Here is a 20434-nt window from a genome sequence, read left to right as displayed (position 1 = left end):
GAGGATTCAAACGTGGCCTGTGCACTGCGCTGCTGATCGTAGCGCAGACGGGGATGGCCTTTGCGGCAAGCGTTCCAGCAGCAGTGGAAGGGGTGTGGACAGCACCCAACTTCACTTTCCACACCGGCGAAAAACTGGACAACCTGCGGATGAGCTACATGACCGTCGGCGATCCGAAGAACCCGGCGGTGCTCTATCTGCACGGCACCAATCGCCCCGCCAGTGACATGATAGGCAAGGAGTTTGGGGGCGAGCTGTTTGGCCCTGGCCGACCTCTGGATGCCAGCAAGTACTACATCATCGCCCCCGATGGCATCGGCGTCGGCAAGTCGAGCAAGCCGTCTGACGGTTTGCGCATGAAGTTTCCTGCCTACAACTACGACGACATGGTCGAGGCGCAGTATCGCCTGCTGACCGAAGGGATGGGCATCAAGCATTTGCGGCTGGTCATGGGCAATTCCATGGGCGGCATGCAGACCTGGATGTGGGGCCAGAAATGGCCGGACATGATGGACGCTCTGGTACCGATGGCCTCGCAACCCACAGCGATGTCGGCGCGCAACTGGATCATGCGCCGCATGTTGATCGAATCCATCAAGCAGGACCCGGCGTGGAACGAGGGGAATTACACCAGCCCGCCGCCCTCCCTTCGTCTGGCCAATGTGATGTTTGGCTTCGGCACCAGCGGCGGCACCCTGGCTTATCAGGCCTTGGCGCCTACACGAGCTCTGGCAGACAAACTGGTTGATGAACGGCTGGCAGCGCCTTTGCCGGGGGACGCCAACGACTTCATCTACCAATGGCAGTCATCGGCGGACTACGACACCGCGCCGAAGCTCTCGGCAATCAAAGCGCCGGTGCTGGCAATCAACAGTGCAGACGACGAGCGTAATCCACCTGAGACCGGGACCATGCAGAAGTCCCTCGCCCAGCTGAAAAACGCACGTCTTGTATTGATTCCTGCCAGTGCTGAAACCCGCGGGCACGGTACGACCAATATGGCCCGTTTCTATGCCGAGCCGCTGGGTGAGTTCATGAAGGCAACCGCCCGGCCTTGATGGCGCTGAGATGTTTGCCTGCAACCCCATACAAGGATGCGGGCCATTGCGGTATCAGCCGTCGATCGCCTCTTCTTTGAACTGATCCTTCACGTAGGTGATTTCGGTCTTGCCGTGTGGTGCCGGCAAGCCGTCTTCGCCCAGATTGACGAAGACCATCTTCTCGACCGTAAGAATGCTCTTGCGGGTGATCTTGTTGCGCACCTGGCAGGTCAGCGTGATGGAAGTACGCCCGAACTCGGTGGCCGTAATGCCCAGCTCAATGATGTCGCCCTGACGCGAGGCGCTGACGAAGTTGATCTCGGAAATGTACTTGGTCACCACGCGCTGATTGCCCAACTGAACAATGGCGTAGATGGCCGCCTCTTCGTCGATCCAGCGCAACAGGCTGCCGCCGAACAACGTGCCGTTGGGGTTGAGGTCTTCGGGTTTTACCCATTTGCGGGTGTGGAAGTTCATGGGGGCTCCAGGGTGTTTGGGAGGCGGTGGTGGATGTGCGCCAGCTTCAAGCTTCAAGCCTGAAGCTGCAAGTTAAAAGCAGGTCCGCTGTTGTTTACCGCTTGCCGCTTGCAGCTTGCCACTTGCAGCTCAAAGAAAGATAATCGCCACCGCTTCAAAAAACGGTCATCACACCTTGTTACCGTTTTCCCGCCACCTGTCCGAGGGGCGCTGCAGCAGGTCAGACCTGTCAGGCTCGGAGAGGGCGTTGTTTGATCAGGCTTCCCGCCGGTCAAGCTTTAAACGCACAACGGCGCCCATTCGCACCCTACGAATGGAGACTCTTTATGAGTGCTGTACTGACGCCCAACGATTTCAACGACTACAAAGTCGCCGACATGTCCCTGGCTGCCTGGGGCCGTCGCGAAACCATCATCGCCGAATCCGAAATGCCTGCCCTGATGGGCCTGCGTCGCAAGTACGCTGGCGAACAACCGCTCAAGGGCGCGAAGATTCTCGGCTGCATCCACATGACCATTCAGACTGCCGTGCTGATCGAAACCCTGGTTGCCCTGGGTGCCGAAGTGCGCTGGTCGTCCTGCAATATCTTCTCGACTCAGGATCAGGCCGCTGCAGCTATCGCTGCTGCCGGCATCGCCGTGTACGCGTGGAAAGGCGAAACAGAAGCCGAGTACGAGTGGTGCCTGGAGCAGACCATCCTCAAGGACGGTCAGCCATGGGACGCCAACATGATCCTCGACGACGGCGGCGACCTGACCGAGCTGCTGCACAAGAAATACCCGGCCATCCTGGACCGCGTCCACGGCGTGACCGAAGAGACCACCACCGGCGTTCACCGCCTGCTGGACATGCTGGCCAAGGGCGAACTGAAGATCCCTGCGATCAACGTCAACGACTCGGTCACCAAGAGCAAGAACGACAACAAGTACGGCTGCCGTCACAGCCTGAACGACGCCATCAAGCGCGGCACCGACCACCTGTTGTCCGGCAAGCAAGCGCTGGTCATCGGCTACGGTGACGTGGGCAAGGGTTCGGCTCAGTCGCTGCGTCAGGAAGGCATGATCGTCAAGGTCACCGAAGTCGATCCGATCTGCGCCATGCAAGCGTGCATGGACGGTTTCGAACTGGTTTCGCCCTTCATCGACGGCGAAAACGACGGCACCGAAGCGAGCATCGACAAAGCACTGCTGGGCAAGATCGACCTGATCGTCACCACCACCGGTAACGTCAACGTCTGCGACGCCAACATGCTCAAAGCGCTGAAAAAACGCGCAGTGGTCTGCAACATCGGTCACTTCGACAACGAAATCGACACGGCTTTCATGCGCAAGAACTGGGCATGGGAAGAAGTGAAGCCGCAAGTGCACAAGATCCACCGCACCGGCGCTGGCGCGTTCGATCCTCAGAACGACGACTACCTGATCCTGTTGGCCGAAGGCCGTCTGGTGAACCTGGGCAACGCGACCGGTCACCCGAGCCGCATCATGGACGGCTCGTTCGCCAACCAGGTGCTGGCGCAGATCTTCCTGTTCGGCCAGAAGTACGCGGACCTGAGCCCTGCCCAGAAAGCCGAGCGTCTGACCGTCGAAGTGTTGCCTAAGAAGCTGGACGAAGAAGTGGCGCTGGAAATGGTACGTGGCTTCGGCGGCGTCGTGACCAAGCTGACCAAGACCCAGGCCGACTACATCGGCGTGACCGTCGAAGGTCCGTTCAAGCCGCACGCTTACCGTTACTGATACGTCTGTGGGGCGTGCTCGTCATTTAGGGCACGCTGACCCCGCATGAACGGCCGCAACTTGTAGGAGCCGGCTTGCTGGCGAAAGCGTCAGGTCAGACACCTCGATGTCGACCAAACTGTCGTTTTCGCCAGCAAGCCGGCTCCTACAGGGTTCGCGTCAGGCTTTTGAGCTTCCAAGGTTATGACCATGTCCCAAGACCGTAGCTACAGTTTCGAATTCTTCCCGACGAAGACCGACGCTGGTCATGAAAAACTGCTTGCCACGGCGCGTACGCTGGCCAGCTACAACCCCAGTTTTTTCTCCTGCACATACGGTGCCGGGGGTTCCACGCGCGACCGCACGATCAACACCGTGCTGCAGCTGGAAAAAGAAGTACACGTTCCGGCGGCACCGCACCTGTCGTGTGTCGGTGACAGCAAGGCCGACCTGCGCAGCTTGCTGGCGCAGTACCAGCAAGCCGGTATCAAACGTATCGTTGCCCTGCGCGGTGACCTGCCCTCCGGCATGGGCATGGCCAGCGGTGAGCTGCGTTATGCCAACGACCTGGTGAGCTTCATCCGTGAAGAAACCGGCGACCATTTCCACATTGAAGTCGCCGCCTACCCGGAGATGCACCCGCAGGCACGCAACTTCGAAGACGATCTGAAAAACTTCGTGCGCAAGGCCAACGCCGGCGCCAACAGTGCGATCACTCAGTACTTCTTCAACGCCGACAGCTACTTCCACTTCGTCGAGCGCGTGCAGAAGCTGGGCGTGGATATTCCGATCGTACCGGGCATCATGCCGATCACCAACTACAGCAAACTGGCGCGCTTTTCCGACGCGTGCGGTGCGGAGATCCCGCGCTGGGTGCGCAAGCAGCTGGAAGCGTATGGCGACGACACGGCAAGCATTCAGGCGTTTGGCGAGCAGGTCATCACTGAAATGTGCGAGCGACTGCTGCACGGCGGCGCCCCCGGTCTGCATTTCTACACGCTGAATCAGGCCGAACCGAGCCTGGCGGTCTGGAATAATCTGAAGCTCTCCGCGTGATAACGGTTTCAATTCAAACGGATTGAACCTCACAACGGTTGCAACGGCAGGCTTCGTCACCACGAGGCCTGCCAGCCCCGTCGTTGAGCCCTGCCTTCTGTTTTTGTTGAGAATCACTGCTTCTATTTAGTTAGCTAGCGTCGTAATCTCGCGCGCATGCCGTCCATCCTCCCAATATCCGCTGCAGCCCTCCTCGCCTGCCTGAGCTTCAGCGCGCTGGGCGAAAAACTGCGGATCGTCACCGAACCCTGGTCCCCCTACGTCATCGTGGACGACAACCATGCCTCCGGGCTGGATTACGACACCACGGCGATCGTCTTCGAGCGCCTGGGCATCGACGTCGAGTGGCAGTTTCTCCCCTGGAAGCGCTGCCTGATGATGCTCAGTGAAGGCGAGGCTGACGGCATTCTCGATATAAACAGGGACGAGGGGCGCGCTGACCTGTTGTATCCGAACGAACCGTTGTCGAGCATCGACTGGGTGCTGTTTCAGGCCAATGCCAGGCCGCATGCCTTCAATAGCATGGAAGACTTGCACGGTCTGACCGTCGGCGTCTCTCCGGGTTATCGATACAGCCCGGCGTTCGACAACTCGACAGCGTTCATCCGGGAGCCTGCACCGAGCCATGAAGCGAACTTCGGCAAACTGATTCGCGGCCGCATCGATTTGATGGTGACCGATCGCCTGCTGGGGCGGCAGATGATCAAGCGGCTCAAGCTGGAAGACCAGGTCAGTCAATTGCCGGTCGTGCTCAATCATCGGGGGCAGTACCTGGCGCTACGCCGCAACGCCGGCATGGACCTGCTGGCCCAACGGTTCAGCGCAGAACTGAAGCGTTTCAAGGAAGAAGCCGCCTACGCCAAACTGGTGGAGCGGTACACCGGCGAAACGCCGACGACTATTCCTGCAGAATCGGGGACTGGGGTCGATAAAACCGTTGAGCAGCAGGAAAGCAGCGCGTTGTGATTGCTCTGTTATACTCCGGCGTCTCCGCCAGGCTTGCGCCCGGGTGCACGGTCTCACAGAAGACTTCTCGAACACGTCAGCTGCGCACTTTTTGCGCCCCTGCCCCGAGTTGAACTTACAGACCTGCACAGGACCGGACGCCATCGCGCCTTCCAAGGATTGTGCGATGACCGCAGCAGGGTCGAGCGCATTCGCGTTACGTGCAGAACCTTAGTCTGCGCCTGGAAGATCATCCCTATTTGGGCCTCTATGGCCCCAACTCAAGACAGGATTACTCATGTCCTTTGCTTCCCTCGGTCTCTCCGAGGCTTTAGTCAGCGCCATCGAGGCTGCTGGCTACACCCAGCCTACCCCAGTGCAACAGCGGGCCATTCCCGCCGTGTTGCAAGGCCGCGATCTGATGGTCGCCGCCCAGACAGGTACTGGTAAAACCGGTGGTTTCGCCCTCCCTATCCTGGAGCGGTTGTTTCCCAACGGTCATCCGGACAAATCCCAGCGTCACGGCCCGCGCCAACCGCGCGTTCTGGTCCTGACCCCGACTCGTGAACTGGCCGCTCAAGTCCACGACAGCTTCAAGATCTACGCCAAGAACCTCAAGTTCGTCAGTACCTGCATCTTTGGCGGTGTCGGCATGAACCCGCAGGTTCAGGCCATGGCGCGCGGCGTTGACGTGCTGGTTGCCTGCCCGGGTCGTTTGCTCGACCTGGCCGGTCAGGGCAGCGTCGATCTGTCCCACGTTGAAATCCTCGTGCTGGACGAAGCCGACCGCATGCTCGACATGGGCTTTGTTCACGACGTGAAGAAAGTCCTCGCTCGCCTGCCGTCCAAGCGTCAGAACCTGCTGTTCTCGGCAACGTTCTCGCAGGACATCACCGCGCTGGCTGGCAAACTGCTGCACAACCCGGAACGCATCGAAGTCACGCCGCCGAACACCACGGTCGAGCGCATCGAACAACGCGTTTTCCGTCTGCCGGCCAACCACAAACGCTCGCTCCTGGCGCACTTGATCACCCAAGGTGCGTGGGAACAGGTGCTGGTGTTTACCCGCACCAAGCACGGTGCCAACCGCCTGGCCGAATACCTGGATAAACACGGCCTCAGCGCTGTGGCGATCCACGGCAACAAGAGCCAGAACGCGCGCACCAAAGCGCTGGCCGATTTCAAGGCCGGCTCCGTCCGCATCATGGTCGCGACCGACATCGCTGCCCGTGGCCTGGACATCGACCAGCTGCCCCACGTGGTCAACTTCGAGCTGCCTAACGTCGACGAAGACTACGTGCACCGCATCGGTCGTACCGGTCGCGCAGGCCGTAGCGGCGAGGCGATCTCGCTGGTTGCACCAGACGAAGAGAAACTGCTGAAAAGCATCGAGCGCATGACCAAGCAGAAGATTGCCGACGGCGATCTGATGGGCTTCGACATCACGGCCGTTGAAGCCGAGAAGCCGGAAGTCCGCGAGCGTCCGGACGTGCGTAACCCGCGCAATGCCCGTGGCCCGCGTGGCGACGGTCCGAACGGTGGCGGTGGTGGTGGCGGTCGCAAGGACAAAGGCAAAGACAAGGGCAAGGAAAAGCCGGCAGCGGCAGCGGCAGCACCCTCGGGCGAGCGCCCGGCACGTCCGGCACGCCCGCAAAAGCCGCGTCAGGGCACCCCGTCGAGCGAGTCACGCCAGTCTCAGCCAGCGGCTGCGGGCGCGAATCGCGCACCCGACGAGTTCCTGGATGATGAAGTGGACAACTTCGGCAACCGCGCCGACTACGTCAGCCCTTATCCGAACAAGACCCAGAGCCGCGGCCGTCGTCCGGGCGCTCCTGCCACTGGCGCCGCACCGGCACCGCGTGGTCAGGCGCCAGGCCGTAGCGGTCCGCGCGGCGGTTCAGGCAGCGGTTCGGCCACTGGCGCCCCCGCCAGCACCGACACCGCCGCCGCGCCGGCCAAACGCAGCGGTCCTCGCAACGGCTCCGGCCGTGACGGTCAGGCTCGCCGCGAAGAGTCGCCACGTGCCCGTCGTCCGGCTCGCGAAGAGCAGCAGCCAGCGCGTCAGGAGCCAGCAGTTCGCGGGCCTCGCGACGGTCAGCCAGCACCGAAGATCATGCACAAAGAGTCCAAGGGCGATCGTTTCCCTTCAGCTGAACAACTTGATCAGCTGCCTAGCCGCCCACGCGGTGAAAAACCAGCCCTGCTGACCCGCAACCGCGAAGGTTAAGCAGCGCCGGTTGTTCTGCAGCAACTAAAACGCCCCGACTGGTTCGGGGCGTTTTAGTTTCTGCCTGGATCGCCTGCACCAGTAGGACTGGCTTTAGCCGGGAAGACGTCAATCGTCTCACTGTAAAAGTGATGGCGGATGCACCGGCCTCTTCCCGGCTGAAGCCGGTCCCACTGACACAAAAACGCCGACCCAAAGGTCGGCGCTTTATCACCACAACAACGCGTCTTACTTGGCTTTGACGCCTTCGAACGAGATGATCAGGTCCATGGTGTCAGACTGTGGACCCAGGTCCATCATCTTGCCGAAATCAGAACGCTTGATCGAGGTAGTGCCCTCGAAGCCGGCACGGTAGCCGCCCCATGGATCCTTGCCTTCACCCAGGAAAGTCGTCTTGACGGTGACCGGCTTGGTCACGCCGTGCAGGGTCAGGTCGCCGATCACGTCAGCAGTGGTCTTGCCGTCAGCATTCTTGCCGACGTTGGTGACCTTGGTGGACACGAACTTGGCGTCAGGATAGGTCGCGACGTCGAGGAAGTCCTTGCTGCTGATGTGCTTGTCACGTTCAGCGTGGTTGGTGAAGACGCTGGCGGTCTTGAGGTCGATGCTGATCTTGCTGTCTTCAGGCTTGGCGGCGTCGAAGCTGAACGTGCCGGTCCAGTCCTTGAACGTGCCGTAGATGAAGCTGTAGCCCAGGTGGCTGATCTTGAAGTTGATGAAGGCGTGCTGGCCTTCCTTGTCGATTGTGTAATCAGCAGCCATCGCCTGACCGGCTGTCAGCAAAGCGGTACCGAGAGCCAGTGCAGCAAGTGTCTTTTTCAACATACGTCATCTTCCTTTCTAGTTGAATTGAGTATCAGGCCTTGCGGCCAAGCATACGCACAAGCGTGGCATCACGATCAACGAAGTGATGCTTCAAAGCGGCCAGCCCGTGGAGTCCTGCGAATATCACCAGGGTCCAGGCCAGGTACAAGTGCACGGTGCCCGCCACGTCTGCCTGGTCTGGCAGTCCGCTGATCAGTGCAGGCACTTCGAACAATCCAAACACCGGAATCCCGACACCGTCTGCGGTGGAAATCAGGTAACCGGCGAACATCACCAAAAACAGGTCCAGGTACAGAAACGCGTGCCCCAGCTTTGCAGCCGTTTTCACAAACCGGCTGTGCGTGGCAGGCGCTGGTGGCGGCGGGCTGACAAAGCGCCAGATCACCCGGATCAGCATGAACAGGAACAGCGTGATGCCGATGCTCTTGTGCAGGTCCGGGCCAGCCTTGCGCCACGTGTCGTAATAGCCCAGCCCTACCATCCACAACCCTAGCGCAAACATGCCAAACACCGTCAGCGCGACCCCCCAATGCAAAACGATGCTGACCCAGCCATAGCGAGAAGAAGAGTTGCGTAGCTGCATGCTGAATATCCTGTGAGTGCCGGGGGAGAGACTAGCGCTTTATCTATCGAAAGAAAGCGCAAAATGTTGCTCTGAGGAATCAGGAAATCCGATTGAAATCTCCAGACATATTTTCGTACGAAAAAGATTAAGCCAGCGTTACGGCTCTTCCAAACGAAAAAAAGGCGCGGTATCAAGCCGCGCCTTTGTTTTCAGCCGCTATCGATCAGTTTTTACTGTCGGTCGCGGGTGCTACCGGAGTGGCTGCCGGAGCGGCCTTGTCTTCCATGGCCTTGGTCGGCGCTTTTTTCGCAGCGTCGGTTTTTGCAGGGGCTTTGTGGGTGGCGGCTGGTTTGGCCGGGGCCTTTTTGACGGGCTCCTTCTTCGCCGGCTCTTTTTTGGCAGGTTCTTTCTTGGCCGGTGCCTTTTTCGCAGGTTCCACGACCTCAGGCTTGGCGGGTTCAACCGCCGGTGCTGGCGGGGTTACTGGAGCAGGCGCTGGAGCAGGGGCCGGAGCAGGCACTGGCGCTTTCTCGGCCGGTTTCGGCTCAGGCTTGGAACCGCCGAACATGTTCGAGAAGAAGCCGCCAATGCCGCCGCTGCTTTCTTTGGCCGGTTCAGGGGCCTTCGGTGGCGGCGCTTTGACCGGTTCGTACGACTTGCCTTCAGACAGTCCCTGCACCTGAATGGCCGCGCGCTGCCCCGAACGCAATGCGCCTTCCAAGGTGCCCGGGTACAAAGTGTCGGTATGTTCGCCGGCAAAGGCTACGCGCTGCAGCGGTCGTTCCCACAGGCGCCAGTACTTGCTGATCTGGCCCGGGCCGAACGCCAGGTACGCGCCACCGCTGGACGGGTCGATGCTGGAACGACGCAGTTCATAGCCGGTGAACGCACCGCGCGCCTGTGGATAGAACGCCTGCATGCGGATCAGCACCTGATCCACCAACTGCTTGTCGCCGAACGCCTGCATGATGCGAGCGTTGTCGCCGGACAAGTTGATGACGACGTTGGCGCCGCCCTTCAACGCAGGCTCGACCCACAACATGCCGAGGCCAGTGTTGCTGTAAATCTCGCCGGACATGCGCGCCTTGCTGTCCCAGACCGGGGTCTTGAACTTGAGCATGATCTGGTCGTGCCAGCCGTAGTTGGTGCTCTTGATCGCGCCCAGACGCTGGGCGTCCAGCGCCGGCGTCATCTGGATCTTGCTGAGCGCGCGCAGGGGCACGGCCAACACGACATATTCAGCTTGGTAGCCCAGCGAACCGACCTTGACGGTCACGCCGTCCTTGTCCTGGTTGATGGCCGACACCGGCGAATTGGTCTTGATGACTTTCAACTGTTTGACGAACTCCTCGGCCAGCACCGCGCTGCCACCCGGCAGGCGAGCGGCACGACGGTCGCGGTCATCGACGTTGCGATTGACCCGTGTCTGCTGTGCGAGGTACAGCAGCGACAAACGCGAAGGCTCGTCATAGCGCGTACGAATCTGCTGATTGATCAGCTGGCGCGCGGTCGGTGGCAGGCTCAGACGGTCCAGCCAGTTGGCGACGGTGATCTGGTCCAGCGCAAACAGCGTGCTGTTGGCAGCCGGGTTGTCCGGGTCAGTGATCGAGCGGGCCAGGTCATCCACCGCCGCTTCGTAGCGCTTGATGGCTTCAGCGGTTGCCGGCTGTTTGGTCGCCAGGTCGGCGCCGGTGAAGTACTCGCCTTCGATCAGGTAGCTCGGGGTCCGCACGAACTCCGGCGCGGGCACCGCTTTGATCTTGAAGCGATCGAGGTATTGATTCAGGACCGGCTGGGCCTTGGCGTTGCCGATCCACTCGCTGCCGGCCAGCCCGGAGCGGCCACCGACGGTGGGTTTGGCTTCCAGCAAGGTGACTTGCCAGCCTTTGCTCTGCAGCTCGTAAGCCGTCGTGAGTCCCGCCAGACCGCCGCCGACGACGATCACCGTATGCGGTTTATCCACGGCAAGCGCTGAAGCGCTGACCAGCCCAACCATCACCAGCGCACAGGCGCGCAGCCAACCAGAAAGCATTCAGCGAACTCCGGAGAAAAACGGGGTGAATTGTCGGATTTTATTGTCCGATTTTTCGAAGAGCGCGAAGGATACGCGAGCCGCCAAACGCCCGCCAGCAATGTCGGCGAGCCTGGTTTTCGCGCGCGCGGCGACTGAAACTACGCGCTAAAGGTTGTCCCGCTGGCATGCATTGCATAGGCTTGCGCGATTGTTTGCCCTCGCGTCATGCGAGCCGCTATGTGGAGAAGAGTAATGGGCCTTAACGACCAGTGGATGCAGCGCGACCTGAAGGTCCTTTGGCACCCCTGCACCCAGATGAAAGACCACGAAAAACTGCCGCTGATTCCGATCAAGCGCGGCGAAGGCGTCTGGCTGGAAGACTTCGAAGGCAAGCGCTACCTCGACGCGGTCAGCTCGTGGTGGGTCAACGTATTCGGCCACGCCAACCCGCGCATCAATCAGCGCATCAAGGATCAGGTCGATCAGCTTGAGCACGTGATTCTGGCGGGCTTCAGCCATCAGCCGGTCATCGAACTGTCCGAGCGTCTGGTGGCGATGACGCCTGAAGGCCTGACGCGCTGCTTCTACGCCGATAACGGTTCGTCCTGCATCGAAGTCGCGCTGAAGATGAGCTTTCATTACTGGCTCAATCGCGGCAAGCCGGACAAGAAACGCTTCGTCACCCTGACCAACAGCTACCACGGCGAGACCATGGCGGCGATGGCGGTCGGTGACGTGCCGCTGTTCACCGAAACCTACAAAGCGCTGCTGATGGAAACCATCAAGGTGCCGAGCCCGGACTGCTACCACCGCCCCGAAGGCGTGAGCTGGGAAGACCACACCCGCACGATGTTCGCGGTGATGGAGCAAACCCTGGCCGAGCATCACGACAGCGTCGCGGCGGTGATCATCGAGCCGCTGATTCAAGGCGCGGGCGGCATGCGCATGTACGACCCTATTTACCTCAAGCTGCTGCGCGAGGCCTGCGACCGGTATGGCGTGCACCTGATTCATGACGAGATCGCCGTGGGCTTCGGCCGCACCGGGACCATGTTCGCCTGCGAGCAAGCTGGCATCCGTCCAGATTTCCTGTGCCTGTCGAAGGCGCTGACCGGCGGTTATTTGCCGTTGGCGGCGTGCATCACCACCGATGATGTGTACGACGCCTTTTACGACGATTACCCGACCCTGCGCGCGTTTCTGCACTCCCACAGTTACACCGGCAACCCACTGGCGTGCGCGGCGGCGTTGGCCACGCTGGATATTTTCGAGCAGGACAACGTCATCGAAAACAACAAGGCGCTGGCTCAGCGCATGAAGACCGCGACGGCCCATCTGGTCGATCACCCGAACGTCGCTGAAGTGCGGCAGACCGGGATGGCGATCGCCATCGAGATGGTGCAGGACAAGGCCAGCAAAACGCCGTATCCGTGGCAGGAACGGCGCGGGCTGAAGGTGTTCGAGCACGCGCTGACCCGAGGCGCTTTGCTGCGTCCGCTGGGCAGCGTGGTGTACTTCCTGCCGCCGTATGTGATCACGCCGGAGCAGATCGACTTTCTGGCAGAAGTGGCGACCGAGGGGATCGATATCGCGACGCGCAGCAGCGTGAGCGTGGCGGTGAGAGAGAACTTCCATCCGGATTTCCGTGATCCGGGGTAGAAGCGACGACTTTCTAAACTGTAGGAGCGCGCTTGCCCGCGAATGCGTACCGTCAGACAACCTGATGCTGTCTGACAAAACGCCATCGCGGGCAAGCGCGCTCCTACACGAGACCGCGCGGATTCAACACAATATTTAGAGAAGCAACCATGAGACTGTCCCGTTTTTTCGTCGATGCCGCCCTTAGCATCGGTGAGCACGAACTGCCAGAGGCCCAAGCCCATTACATCAGCCGCGTGTTGCGCATGTCCGAAGGCGACGCGGTGCAGCTGTTCGATGGTTCGGGCCATGAGTTCCGCGCCACGCTGGCGGAGGTCGGCAAAAAGCAGGTGCGGGTGCAGGTGACCGAACGCTTCACCGGTCAGCCGGAATCGCCGCTGCAGATCCATCTCGGCCAGGGCCTCTCCCGGGGCGAACGCATGGACTGGGCGATTCAGAAAGCCACCGAGCTGGGCGTGACGCAGATTACCCCGATCATCAGCGAGCGCTGCGAAGTGCGGCTGAAAGATGAGCGTGCGGAGAAGCGTCAGGCGCACTGGCAGCAGATCGCGGTCAGCGCCTGTGAACAGTGCGGTCGCTCGGTGGTGCCGGTGATCCATGCGCCGGTGACATTGGTCGACTGGCTCAAGCAAACGGAAGCGGACCTGAAGCTGGTGCTGCACCCGGTGGCGGCGCCGCTGACCAGTCATGAAAAACCCGGCAGCCTGGCGTTTTTGATTGGTCCGGAAGGCGGGCTGAATGATGCGGAAGTGGCTCAGGCGCAGGACGCCGGTTTCCACGCCGCCCGCCTCGGCCCCCGCGTGCTGCGCACCGAAACCGCGCCAGTGGTGGCGCTGAGCATCGCGCAACAGTTGTGGGGGGATTTGTAGGACCGGCTTCAGCCGGGAAGGCGTCAGGCGTTACGCTGCGAGATTGATGGCGCACACACCGGCCTCTTCCCGGCTGAAGCCGGTCCTACAGCGAAGAGGCCGGTGTAACCACCACATTTCCGTCGCCCGCACCGACGCGTTCGCGGGCAAGCGCGCTCCTACAATCATGAGTGGGTCGCGTTACGGATGATTGATCCCAATGCGCGGTGAGAATTTACTCCGGCAATTCCGACGCCCGTCGCCGTGCCTTTGCGGGTTCTGGCCGGGCGCAGGGCAGAAACTCTCCGCGCCCAGGTTCACCCAACGGACTGCCGTCCCATACTAGCGCCCCTCTGGCAAACGTCATCGCCGGCCAGGCACTCAAGCGCATCCCCTCATACGGGGTGTAATCGACGTTGTGGTGCAGCATTTCGTTGGTCAGCTCGATGTCCAGGTCCTCATCCCAGATCACCAGATCCGCATCCGACCCAATGGCGATGCTGCCTTTGCGCGGATACAAACCGTACAACCGCGCCGCATTGGTGGCCGTCAGCGCGACAAACGCCTGCGGCGTGATTCGCCCCTTGCGCACGCCTTCCGACCAGAGCAGCGCCATGCGCGTCTCCACGCCCGGTATGCCATTGGCGACTTCGGAAAACGGCGCCGTCTCGCCGTGGGCACGCTTGCCGTCCGGACCGCCATAGCGAAACGGCGCGTGATCCGATGAGAACACTTCGAACGAGCCATTCTGCAGGCCGTCCCAGACCACTTGCTGATTGCCGGCGTCTCTCGGCGGCGGGCTGCAGATGCATTTCGCGCCTTCAAAACTGTCATCGCAACCCAGCGAGTCCGCGGTCAGAAACAGATACTGCGGGCAGGTTTCGCCGTAGACCTTCAGGCCGTGGCTCTGCGCCCAGCGAATCTGCTCGATGGCCTCGCGTCCGGACACATGGACGATGAGAATCGGCACATCGACCAGCTCGGCCAGCGCGATGGCTCGGTGAGTGGCTTCGCGCTCAACCAGCATCGGCCGGGACGTCGCGTGATAACGCGGCGCGCTATGGCCGGCGGCGAGCAAGCGCTCGGTCAGCCAGGCGATGCAGTCGCTGTTTTCGGCATGGAGCATCACCATCGCGCCTTCGGCCCGCGCCACCGACAGGGTTTCCAGAATCTCGCGGTCGTTGAGCTTCAGGGCGTCGTAGGTCATGTAGATCTTGAACGAGGTGTAGCCCTCGGCAATCAGCTCGGGCAGCTCGCGGCGCAGCACGTCTTCGGTGGGGTCGGTGACGATGAGGTGAAACGCGTAATCGATCAGCGCGCGACCGTCCGCGCGCCGATGGTAATCCTCCACCGCCGCGCGCAAGGTCTGGCCCTTCTGCTGGCAGGCAAAAGGAATCACGGTTGTCGTCCCGCCACACGCCGCCGAGCGGGTGCCGCTCTCGAAGTCATCGGCCATGACCGAGCCGTCGCCGGTCGGCTGATCCAGATGCACATGGCTGTCGATCCCGCCGGGCGTCACGGTTCGCCCTCGTGCATCAACCTCCTGCGCCGCACCTTGCAGGCCAAGGCCCAGCGCGACAATTTGGCCGTCGCGCACGCCGATGTCGCACAGGAAACCGTCCGCCGCCGTCACCACATTGGCGTTGCGGATGATCAGATCAAAAGCCTGCATGTCGTTCACTCCGTCAGGCGCGGGTCAGCCAGGCCTTGGCGATCTCTTCGCGGGTGGTGAACCAGACACCTTCGCGGGCCTGGGCGTACTCGATGAAGTGCTTGATCGCGCGGACACGGCCAGGGCGCCCGACCATACGCGGGTGCAGCCCGATGGACATCATTCGCAAGCCGTCGGCGGACTCTTCGTACAGCACGTCGAAGCTTTCCTTCATGTACTCGAGGAAATCGGACGCTTGGGACAGGCCCGGCGAGTTCCAGTAACGGAAGTCGTTGACGTCGCTGGTGTACGGCACCACCAGATGCTGCTTGCCCTCGACGTCGACGAAATACGGCACGTCGTCGTTGTAGGCGTCGGAGTCATAGAGAAACCCGCCCTCTTCCGCCACCAGCCGCCGCGTATGAACGCTGGCGCCGTAGCGGCAATACCAACCCACCGGACGCTTGCCGCAGGTGCGCTCGAATGACTCGATCGCCAGGCGAATGTGCTCGCGCTCCTCGGCTTCGGTCAGGCGGAACACCTCTTCCCAGCGATAACCGTGGCTGCAGATTTCATGGCCCAGCTCGACCGCCGCTTTGGCGACCTCCGGGTTCTGCTCGAAGGCCACTGCGCAGGCATGAAACGTCGCCGAGACGTTGGCCTGTTGCAGGATGTCGAGAATCCGCCAGATGCCGACGCGAGCGCCGTATTCGTACATCGACTCCATCGCCAGATTGCGCACACCGTCGGGAAACTGATAGCTGCCCCACTCGGTCATGCTCTCCTGGTCAGGGTCGCCCATGGCCAGGGACCGCTCCGAGCCTTCTTCGTAATTGATGACAAAGTTGACGGCCAGGCGCGCGCCATTGGGCCAGGTGCCTTGGGGGCGCTGCCGGCCATAGCCGACCAGATCTCGAATGGGTGACGCCATAAAAGCCTACTCCTGCAACGTTCGAACAGTCGGCAGACCGCCAAGCCGGGGCTTAGCAGTCAATGGTTTTCAGTGCATCGTGGTCGGGACCATCAAGGTTCTGACCGGTGCGAAAGGCCAGGCCCATGGCCAGGGTCTGCGCAATGCAGAACGCGGCGGTCAGGGAACGGAAGCCCAGCAGCTCGGCGTCGTTGACCTCGATCATCACCGACGCGGTTTGTCCGATGGGGCTGAGAATGCTGTCAGTGATCGCCACGATAGGCGTCCCCGCTGCGACGGCTTGCTCGCAGGCATCAATGGTTTCTTGCGCGTACGGCGGAAAACTCACCGCCACCAGCACGTCATCGCCGTGCAGGGCGCCGACCTGTTCACGCAGGCTGCCGCCCAGACCGCTGATGTGTACGGCACGACGCCCTACGCGGCTGAGCGCGTAACTCAGGTAGGACGCCATGGGAAACGAACGGCGCATGCCGACCACGAAGGTAGTTCTCGCCTGCTCCAACAGCTCGATGGCGCGCTCGATGGCCTCGACTTGCTCGCCTTCGGCCAAGTGTTCCAGCGAGACAATATTCGCGCGGCTGAACGCCGAGAGCATGGCGCCCACATCGGTGGGATCATCGAGCAATTGCTCGCCGCGATAGTGCCGAATGCGCTCTTTGAAACTGCCCTGCCCGGCCTGCTGCAACGGTTGTTTGAACAAGCGTTGCAGATCGCTGAATCCGCCGAAGCCCAACGCCTGGGCCAGCCGAATGAACGCTGACGACGGGATGCCGGAGATTTTCGCCAGCGCCGCGACCGTGTTCAGCGCCACGTCGTGGGGGTGCTCGTTCAGGTAATGCGCGGCGTCACGCTGCCGCGCGGTCAGGCGTTCCTGATGTTCGACGATGGCGGCACGCAGCTCGGCCAGGGTTTGGGGTACAGGCATAAAAAGGCTCGATAGAAGTCAGGATGGACGCAGTTCTGTGATCGCCTGAGCCAGATGCTCCACCAGACGATTCAACTCATCGACGCTGTTGTAGTGCGCGATCGACACACGGACCACGCCGCCGTAAGGGGTCAGACCCAACTGTTCGATCAGGCGGCGCGCATAGAAGTCACCAAAACGGATGCCCATGCGGTGATTGTCCACGCGGCGCACGATGGCTTCGGACTGAATGCCTTCCACCACAAAGCTAATGGTCGGCACGCGATCGCCGTCGGTCACACGCGACTTTCCGATGATTCGTACGCCCGGCGTCTCCCGCAGAAACGCCAGCAGCGTCTCGGCCAGCAGGTCTTCCTGCACTTCGAAGGCATCGAACGCGGCCTGCATCAACTGGCGTTCGCTGCCGTTGGCACCGAGGCGTTGGCCGATGTCGATCAGGTAATCGCTGATGCCGATGCAGCCGTAGGACAGCTCGTAGTTCAAGTTGCCGGGCTGCAGCTTGTAGGGAATGACCTCCTGGCCGATGAAAAAGTGGTTCAGGCTCGGCAGTTCCAGCAAGGCCTCGCGCTTGCCCCACATCACAGCGAAGTGCGGGCCGAAGGTCTTGTAGAAACTGAACACGTAATAATCGGCGCCGCTGGCCTGCACATCGACCAGCCGATGGGGCGCGTAGGCCACGGCATCGACGCACAGCTTGCCGCCCACCGCGTGCACCCGACGCGCCACTTCGGCGACCGGGTTGACGCTGCCGAGGATGTTCGACGCATGGGTCATGGCCACGTAGCGGGTCTTGTCGCTGAGCAGCGCATCCAGATCAGCCAATTCCAGGTCCATGCTCTGCGCGTTGACGGCCCAGACGCGCAACGTCGCGCCGCGTTCCTCACACAGCCGCACCCACGGCCCGATGTTGGCTTCGTGGTCGCAGTTGGTGACGATGATTTCGTCGCCGGCCTTGATCGAAGGGGCGATGGCGCGGCAGAGGATTTGCAGCAAATGAGTGGTCGAGCCGCCCATCACGCACTCTTCCGGGAAGCGCGCGTTGATCAGTTGCGCGACCGATTCCCGCGCCTTCATCACCCGCGCGCCAGCGTCCACCGACTCGCTGTAGGACGCGCCCAACTGCACGGCGCTGTTGAGCAAGTAATCGGTGATGCGCTCGGCGACCGGTTTGAGCACGGCCGAGCCGCCAGCGTTGTCCAGGTAGGCATAGCCGCTGCCGAGCGCGGGAAACTGGCTGCGTACGTAATCGATGTCCAAGGCATTCAAGGGATGAGCTCCAGAGTCTGATCAGTGATGCAGGATGGCCTGCAAAAACGCGCGGGTTCTCGGCTCTTGCGGGGCCGTGAAGAAATCGTGCGGGTTGTTCTGTTCGATGATTCGGCCGTTTTCCATGAAGATCACCCGGTCGGCGACCTTGCGCGCAAAGCCCATTTCGTGGGTCACGACGACCATGGTCACGCCGGAGCGGGCGAGGTTCTGCATGACGTCCAGCACTTCGCCGACCATCTCCGGGTCGAGTGCCGATGTGGGTTCGTCGAACAGAATCACTCGCGGCTCCATAGCCATGGTCCGTGCGATGGCCACACGCTGCTGCTGACCGCCGGACAACTGGCTGGGGTATTTCGCCGCGTGGGCGCCCATGCCGACTTTCTCCAGCAGCAAGCGCGCGCGTTCGTTGGCGTCACGGCGCGACATGCCGCGCACACGCACCGGTGCCAGCGCCACATTGGCGAGCACGGTGAGGTGCGGGTACAGATTGAAATTCTGGAAGACCATGCCGACTTCGCAACGGATGCCGGCCAGCTTCGGGCCCGTTTCAACGCGTTGGCTGCCGACGCGGATGTCGCCCTGCTGATATTCCTCCAGCAGGTTGATGCAGCGGATCAGTGTCGATTTGCCCGAGCCCGACGGCCCGAGAATGACCACCACTTCGCCTTGATCGACGGTGAGGTTGATGTCGGTCAGGGCCTGAAATGGCCCGTAGAATTTGGCCACGCCTTCCATTTCGATGACGGTGCTCATGAACTCTTCCTCCCGGCGCCGTTACGCCGCTCGATCCAGCTCACCAGTTGCACGAGCGGTAAGAGCAGCAACAGGTACATGACCGCCGCGCCCACCAGCGGTGTCGGGTTGGCTGACAGCGCTTGCGCCTGAGTGGCTTGTTTGAGCAGATCGGGCATCGCCACGACGGACGCCAGCGCGGTGTCTTTCATGACGTTGATGCAGTTGCTGGTCATCGGCGGCATGACGATGCGCATGGCCTGGGGCAGGATGATGTCGCGCATGGTGTTGAAAAAGCTCATGCCCTGGGACGCCGAGGCTTCGAATTGCCCGCGTGGAATGGCTTCGATGCCGGAGCGGAAAATCTCCGCTGAATATGCGCACGACACCAGTGACAGCGCCGCCGTGGCCGCCGCGAACGACGACAGGCGAATGCCCACAAACGGCAGCGCGTAATAGATCAACACCAACAGCACCAGCAATGGAATCGAGCGCAGCACGTCGATGTACACCCGCGCCAGAAACCGCACCGGCGCGTACCCGTACAACCGCAGCATCGCCAGCACCAGCCCGCCCACCAGGCCGAGAATGATGCTGACCACGCCAAGCATCACTGTCACGCCCAGGCCGCGGAGCATCAGTGGCAGCGCATCGACGAACACGCTCCAGTTGAAGAACGTTTCTAACAACTCCATTGCGATTCCTTGGTGGCGAGCAGTGACGGGCGCGGGCGTGAGCGGTCAGGGATTACTTGAGCACATCGACCACTTTGACGGTGCTGGACTCCGGATCAGCGTCGGCACCGAACCACTTCCTGTGCAGGTCGGCGATCACGCCTTCTTTCTTCATCGTGCTGATGATGTCGTTGACCTGGCCTGCCGATGCCCAGCCCTTGGCGTGCATCAACGAGTACTTCTCACCGGTAGGAATTTTCGCGACGACTTTGTATTGCGGCTTGTCCTTGATGTAGTACAGGACCGCCGGGATATCGCTGACGTAGCCGTCCATGCGGCCGGACGCGAGGTCGAGCATCGCAGGCGACAGCCCTTCGTAGCGTGAGACTTCCTTAAATTTGTATTCGGCCTGATGGGCGTTTACCCACATGTCGCCGGTGGAGCCGGTGTCGACGCCGACCACTTTGCCGTCCATGTCTTTCAGGCCGTTGATGCCGGATTTGGCGAGCACGGACAGGGATTGGTCGCTGTCGTAATACGGCTGGGCGAAGCCGACCGATTCAAGGCGTTTGGGCGTGATGGTGATCGAGGAGATGGCGATGTCAGCGCGCTTGGACTGCACGGCGCTGAACAGGCCGTTAAACGGGATGTTGACGAATTCCACGGTCTTGCCGGCGCGTTTGGCGACTTCTTTCACCACGTCGACTTCAAAGCCGACAATCTCGCCTTTGGCGTCCTGAAACTCCCACGGCACGTTGCCCACGTTCGCGCCGACGGTCCAGTCAGCGGCCCAGGTGGATGCGGAAAAGGCGGTTGCCACGGCCATGCTCAAGAGTACTTTCACATTCATGTCTTGCTCCCCGATTGATCAGTCAGTTCAA

The 20434-nt window shown here is 61.3% G+C and carries 18 protein-coding genes and 1 riboswitch; of the genes, 7 read left to right on the top strand and 11 right to left on the bottom strand.

The features are described from left to right. Positions 1-53 precede the first annotated feature (53 nt). Positions 54-1058, top strand: a complete 1005-nt coding sequence (locus OKW98_RS03340) for an alpha/beta fold hydrolase (RefSeq protein ID WP_265389640.1) — start codon at positions 54-56, stop codon at positions 1056-1058. Positions 1059-1112: 54 nt separating this feature from the next. On the opposite strand, the gene OKW98_RS03335 is transcribed toward OKW98_RS03340, so the two are convergent. Next, positions 1113-1517 carry an acyl-CoA thioesterase gene (locus tag OKW98_RS03335; protein WP_032625250.1) on the bottom strand — a complete coding sequence of 135 codons (405 nt, stop codon included), beginning with the start codon at positions 1515-1517 and terminating at the stop codon, positions 1113-1115. Positions 1518-1713: 196 nt separating this feature from the next. Then, positions 1714-1822: riboswitch (S-adenosyl-L-homocysteine riboswitch) on the top strand. A 21-nt stretch (positions 1823-1843) separates the two neighbouring features. Here OKW98_RS03335 and ahcY point away from each other — a divergent pair. The 4 genes from ahcY to OKW98_RS03315 all read left to right on the top strand — a co-directional run bounded on the left by ahcY (position 1844) and on the right by OKW98_RS03315 (position 7460). Next, entirely contained in the window at positions 1844-3253 is a 1410-nt protein-coding gene (gene ahcY, locus OKW98_RS03330; protein WP_237251677.1) for an adenosylhomocysteinase, read from the top strand. A gap of 189 nt (positions 3254-3442) precedes the next feature. Further along, the gene (metF, locus tag OKW98_RS03325) at positions 3443-4288 is read left to right on the top strand and encodes a methylenetetrahydrofolate reductase [NAD(P)H] (protein WP_265387962.1); all 846 of its coding nucleotides are present in this window, start codon (positions 3443-3445) and stop codon (positions 4286-4288) included. 156 nt (positions 4289-4444) lie between these two features. After that, the gene (locus OKW98_RS03320; RefSeq protein WP_265387961.1) at positions 4445-5254 is read left to right on the top strand and encodes a substrate-binding periplasmic protein; all 810 of its coding nucleotides are present in this window, start codon (positions 4445-4447) and stop codon (positions 5252-5254) included. A gap of 277 nt (positions 5255-5531) precedes the next feature. After that, on the top strand, positions 5532-7460 hold the full coding sequence (locus tag OKW98_RS03315; RefSeq protein ID WP_265387960.1) for a DEAD/DEAH box helicase: 1929 nt from the start codon (positions 5532-5534) through the stop codon (positions 7458-7460). Positions 7461-7688: 228 nt separating this feature from the next. Here OKW98_RS03315 and OKW98_RS03310 read toward each other — a convergent pair whose 3' ends face one another. The 3 genes from OKW98_RS03310 to OKW98_RS03300 form a co-directional block, all read right to left on the bottom strand. After that, positions 7689-8285, bottom strand: a complete 597-nt coding sequence (locus OKW98_RS03310) for a YceI family protein (RefSeq protein WP_133775571.1) — start codon at positions 8283-8285, stop codon at positions 7689-7691. 31 nt (positions 8286-8316) lie between these two features. Then, complete coding sequence (locus OKW98_RS03305; RefSeq protein WP_074893498.1) at positions 8317-8868, bottom strand: cytochrome b; 552 nt, start codon at positions 8866-8868, stop codon at positions 8317-8319. Positions 8869-9073: 205 nt separating this feature from the next. Continuing rightward, the gene (locus tag OKW98_RS03300; RefSeq protein WP_265387959.1) at positions 9074-10882 is read right to left on the bottom strand and encodes an FAD-dependent oxidoreductase; all 1809 of its coding nucleotides are present in this window, start codon (positions 10880-10882) and stop codon (positions 9074-9076) included. Between the two features lie 234 nt (positions 10883-11116). Between OKW98_RS03300 and OKW98_RS03295 the strand changes: the two genes are divergently transcribed. Further along, complete coding sequence (locus tag OKW98_RS03295) at positions 11117-12523, top strand: adenosylmethionine--8-amino-7-oxononanoate transaminase (protein ID WP_265387958.1); 1407 nt, start codon at positions 11117-11119, stop codon at positions 12521-12523. Between the two features lie 149 nt (positions 12524-12672). Next, positions 12673-13392, top strand: a complete 720-nt coding sequence (locus tag OKW98_RS03290; RefSeq protein ID WP_265387957.1) for a 16S rRNA (uracil(1498)-N(3))-methyltransferase — start codon at positions 12673-12675, stop codon at positions 13390-13392. A gap of 214 nt (positions 13393-13606) precedes the next feature. On the opposite strand, the gene hydA is transcribed toward OKW98_RS03290, so the two are convergent. Genes hydA through OKW98_RS03255 form a run of 7 tightly spaced genes read right to left on the bottom strand, consistent with a single transcriptional unit; the run spans position 13607 to position 20403 of the window. Beyond that, the gene (gene hydA / locus OKW98_RS03285; protein ID WP_265387956.1) at positions 13607-15043 is read right to left on the bottom strand and encodes a dihydropyrimidinase; all 1437 of its coding nucleotides are present in this window, start codon (positions 15041-15043) and stop codon (positions 13607-13609) included. A 13-nt stretch (positions 15044-15056) separates the two neighbouring features. Beyond that, positions 15057-15953 (bottom strand): allantoinase PuuE, encoded by an 897-nt coding sequence (locus OKW98_RS03280; protein ID WP_265387955.1) that lies wholly within the window; start codon positions 15951-15953, stop codon positions 15057-15059. 52 nt (positions 15954-16005) lie between these two features. Next, positions 16006-16878, bottom strand: coding sequence for a MurR/RpiR family transcriptional regulator (locus OKW98_RS03275; protein ID WP_192173220.1), 873 nt, complete (start codon positions 16876-16878; stop codon positions 16006-16008). A gap of 18 nt (positions 16879-16896) precedes the next feature. Then, entirely contained in the window at positions 16897-18144 is a 1248-nt protein-coding gene (locus OKW98_RS03270) for a cysteine desulfurase-like protein (protein ID WP_265387954.1), read from the bottom strand. 21 nt (positions 18145-18165) lie between these two features. Further along, positions 18166-18900, bottom strand: a complete 735-nt coding sequence (locus OKW98_RS03265) for an amino acid ABC transporter ATP-binding protein (RefSeq protein WP_037018914.1) — start codon at positions 18898-18900, stop codon at positions 18166-18168. Then, a complete protein-coding gene (locus tag OKW98_RS03260) occupies positions 18897-19574 on the bottom strand; it encodes an amino acid ABC transporter permease (RefSeq protein WP_265387953.1) in 678 nt (225 codons plus the stop codon). Before OKW98_RS03260 ends, OKW98_RS03265 begins: the two co-directional genes overlap by 4 nt. Positions 19575-19626: 52 nt before the next feature. Beyond that, positions 19627-20403, bottom strand: coding sequence for a transporter substrate-binding domain-containing protein (locus tag OKW98_RS03255; protein ID WP_265387952.1), 777 nt, complete (start codon positions 20401-20403; stop codon positions 19627-19629). Positions 20404-20434 lie beyond the last annotated feature (31 nt).

This window comes from Pseudomonas sp. KU26590 (genome assembly GCF_026153515.1).
GTDB lineage: Bacteria > Pseudomonadota > Gammaproteobacteria > Pseudomonadales > Pseudomonadaceae > Aquipseudomonas.
This window is presented reverse-complemented; position numbering and strand designations above follow the sequence as displayed.

Coding starts and splice junctions, on each gene's coding strand:
- OKW98_RS03340 (WP_265389640.1), top strand. CDS start 54: ATGGCCTTTGCGGCAAGCGTTCCAGCAGCAGTGGAAGGGGTGTGGACA.
- OKW98_RS03335 (WP_032625250.1), bottom strand. CDS start 1,517: ATGAACTTCCACACCCGCAAATGGGTAAAACCCGAAGACCTCAACCCC.
- ahcY (WP_237251677.1), top strand. CDS start 1,844: ATGAGTGCTGTACTGACGCCCAACGATTTCAACGACTACAAAGTCGCC.
- metF (WP_265387962.1), top strand. CDS start 3,443: ATGTCCCAAGACCGTAGCTACAGTTTCGAATTCTTCCCGACGAAGACC.
- OKW98_RS03320 (WP_265387961.1), top strand. CDS start 4,445: ATGCCGTCCATCCTCCCAATATCCGCTGCAGCCCTCCTCGCCTGCCTG.
- OKW98_RS03315 (WP_265387960.1), top strand. CDS start 5,532: ATGTCCTTTGCTTCCCTCGGTCTCTCCGAGGCTTTAGTCAGCGCCATC.
- OKW98_RS03310 (WP_133775571.1), bottom strand. CDS start 8,285: ATGTTGAAAAAGACACTTGCTGCACTGGCTCTCGGTACCGCTTTGCTG.
- OKW98_RS03305 (WP_074893498.1), bottom strand. CDS start 8,868: ATGCAGCTACGCAACTCTTCTTCTCGCTATGGCTGGGTCAGCATCGTT.
- OKW98_RS03300 (WP_265387959.1), bottom strand. CDS start 10,882: ATGCTTTCTGGTTGGCTGCGCGCCTGTGCGCTGGTGATGGTTGGGCTG.
- OKW98_RS03295 (WP_265387958.1), top strand. CDS start 11,117: ATGGGCCTTAACGACCAGTGGATGCAGCGCGACCTGAAGGTCCTTTGG.
- OKW98_RS03290 (WP_265387957.1), top strand. CDS start 12,673: ATGAGACTGTCCCGTTTTTTCGTCGATGCCGCCCTTAGCATCGGTGAG.
- hydA (WP_265387956.1), bottom strand. CDS start 15,043: ATGCAGGCTTTTGATCTGATCATCCGCAACGCCAATGTGGTGACGGCG.
- OKW98_RS03280 (WP_265387955.1), bottom strand. CDS start 15,953: ATGGCGTCACCCATTCGAGATCTGGTCGGCTATGGCCGGCAGCGCCCC.
- OKW98_RS03275 (WP_192173220.1), bottom strand. CDS start 16,878: ATGCCTGTACCCCAAACCCTGGCCGAGCTGCGTGCCGCCATCGTCGAA.
- OKW98_RS03265 (WP_037018914.1), bottom strand. CDS start 18,900: ATGAGCACCGTCATCGAAATGGAAGGCGTGGCCAAATTCTACGGGCCA.
- OKW98_RS03260 (WP_265387953.1), bottom strand. CDS start 19,574: ATGGAGTTGTTAGAAACGTTCTTCAACTGGAGCGTGTTCGTCGATGCG.
- OKW98_RS03255 (WP_265387952.1), bottom strand. CDS start 20,403: ATGAATGTGAAAGTACTCTTGAGCATGGCCGTGGCAACCGCCTTTTCC.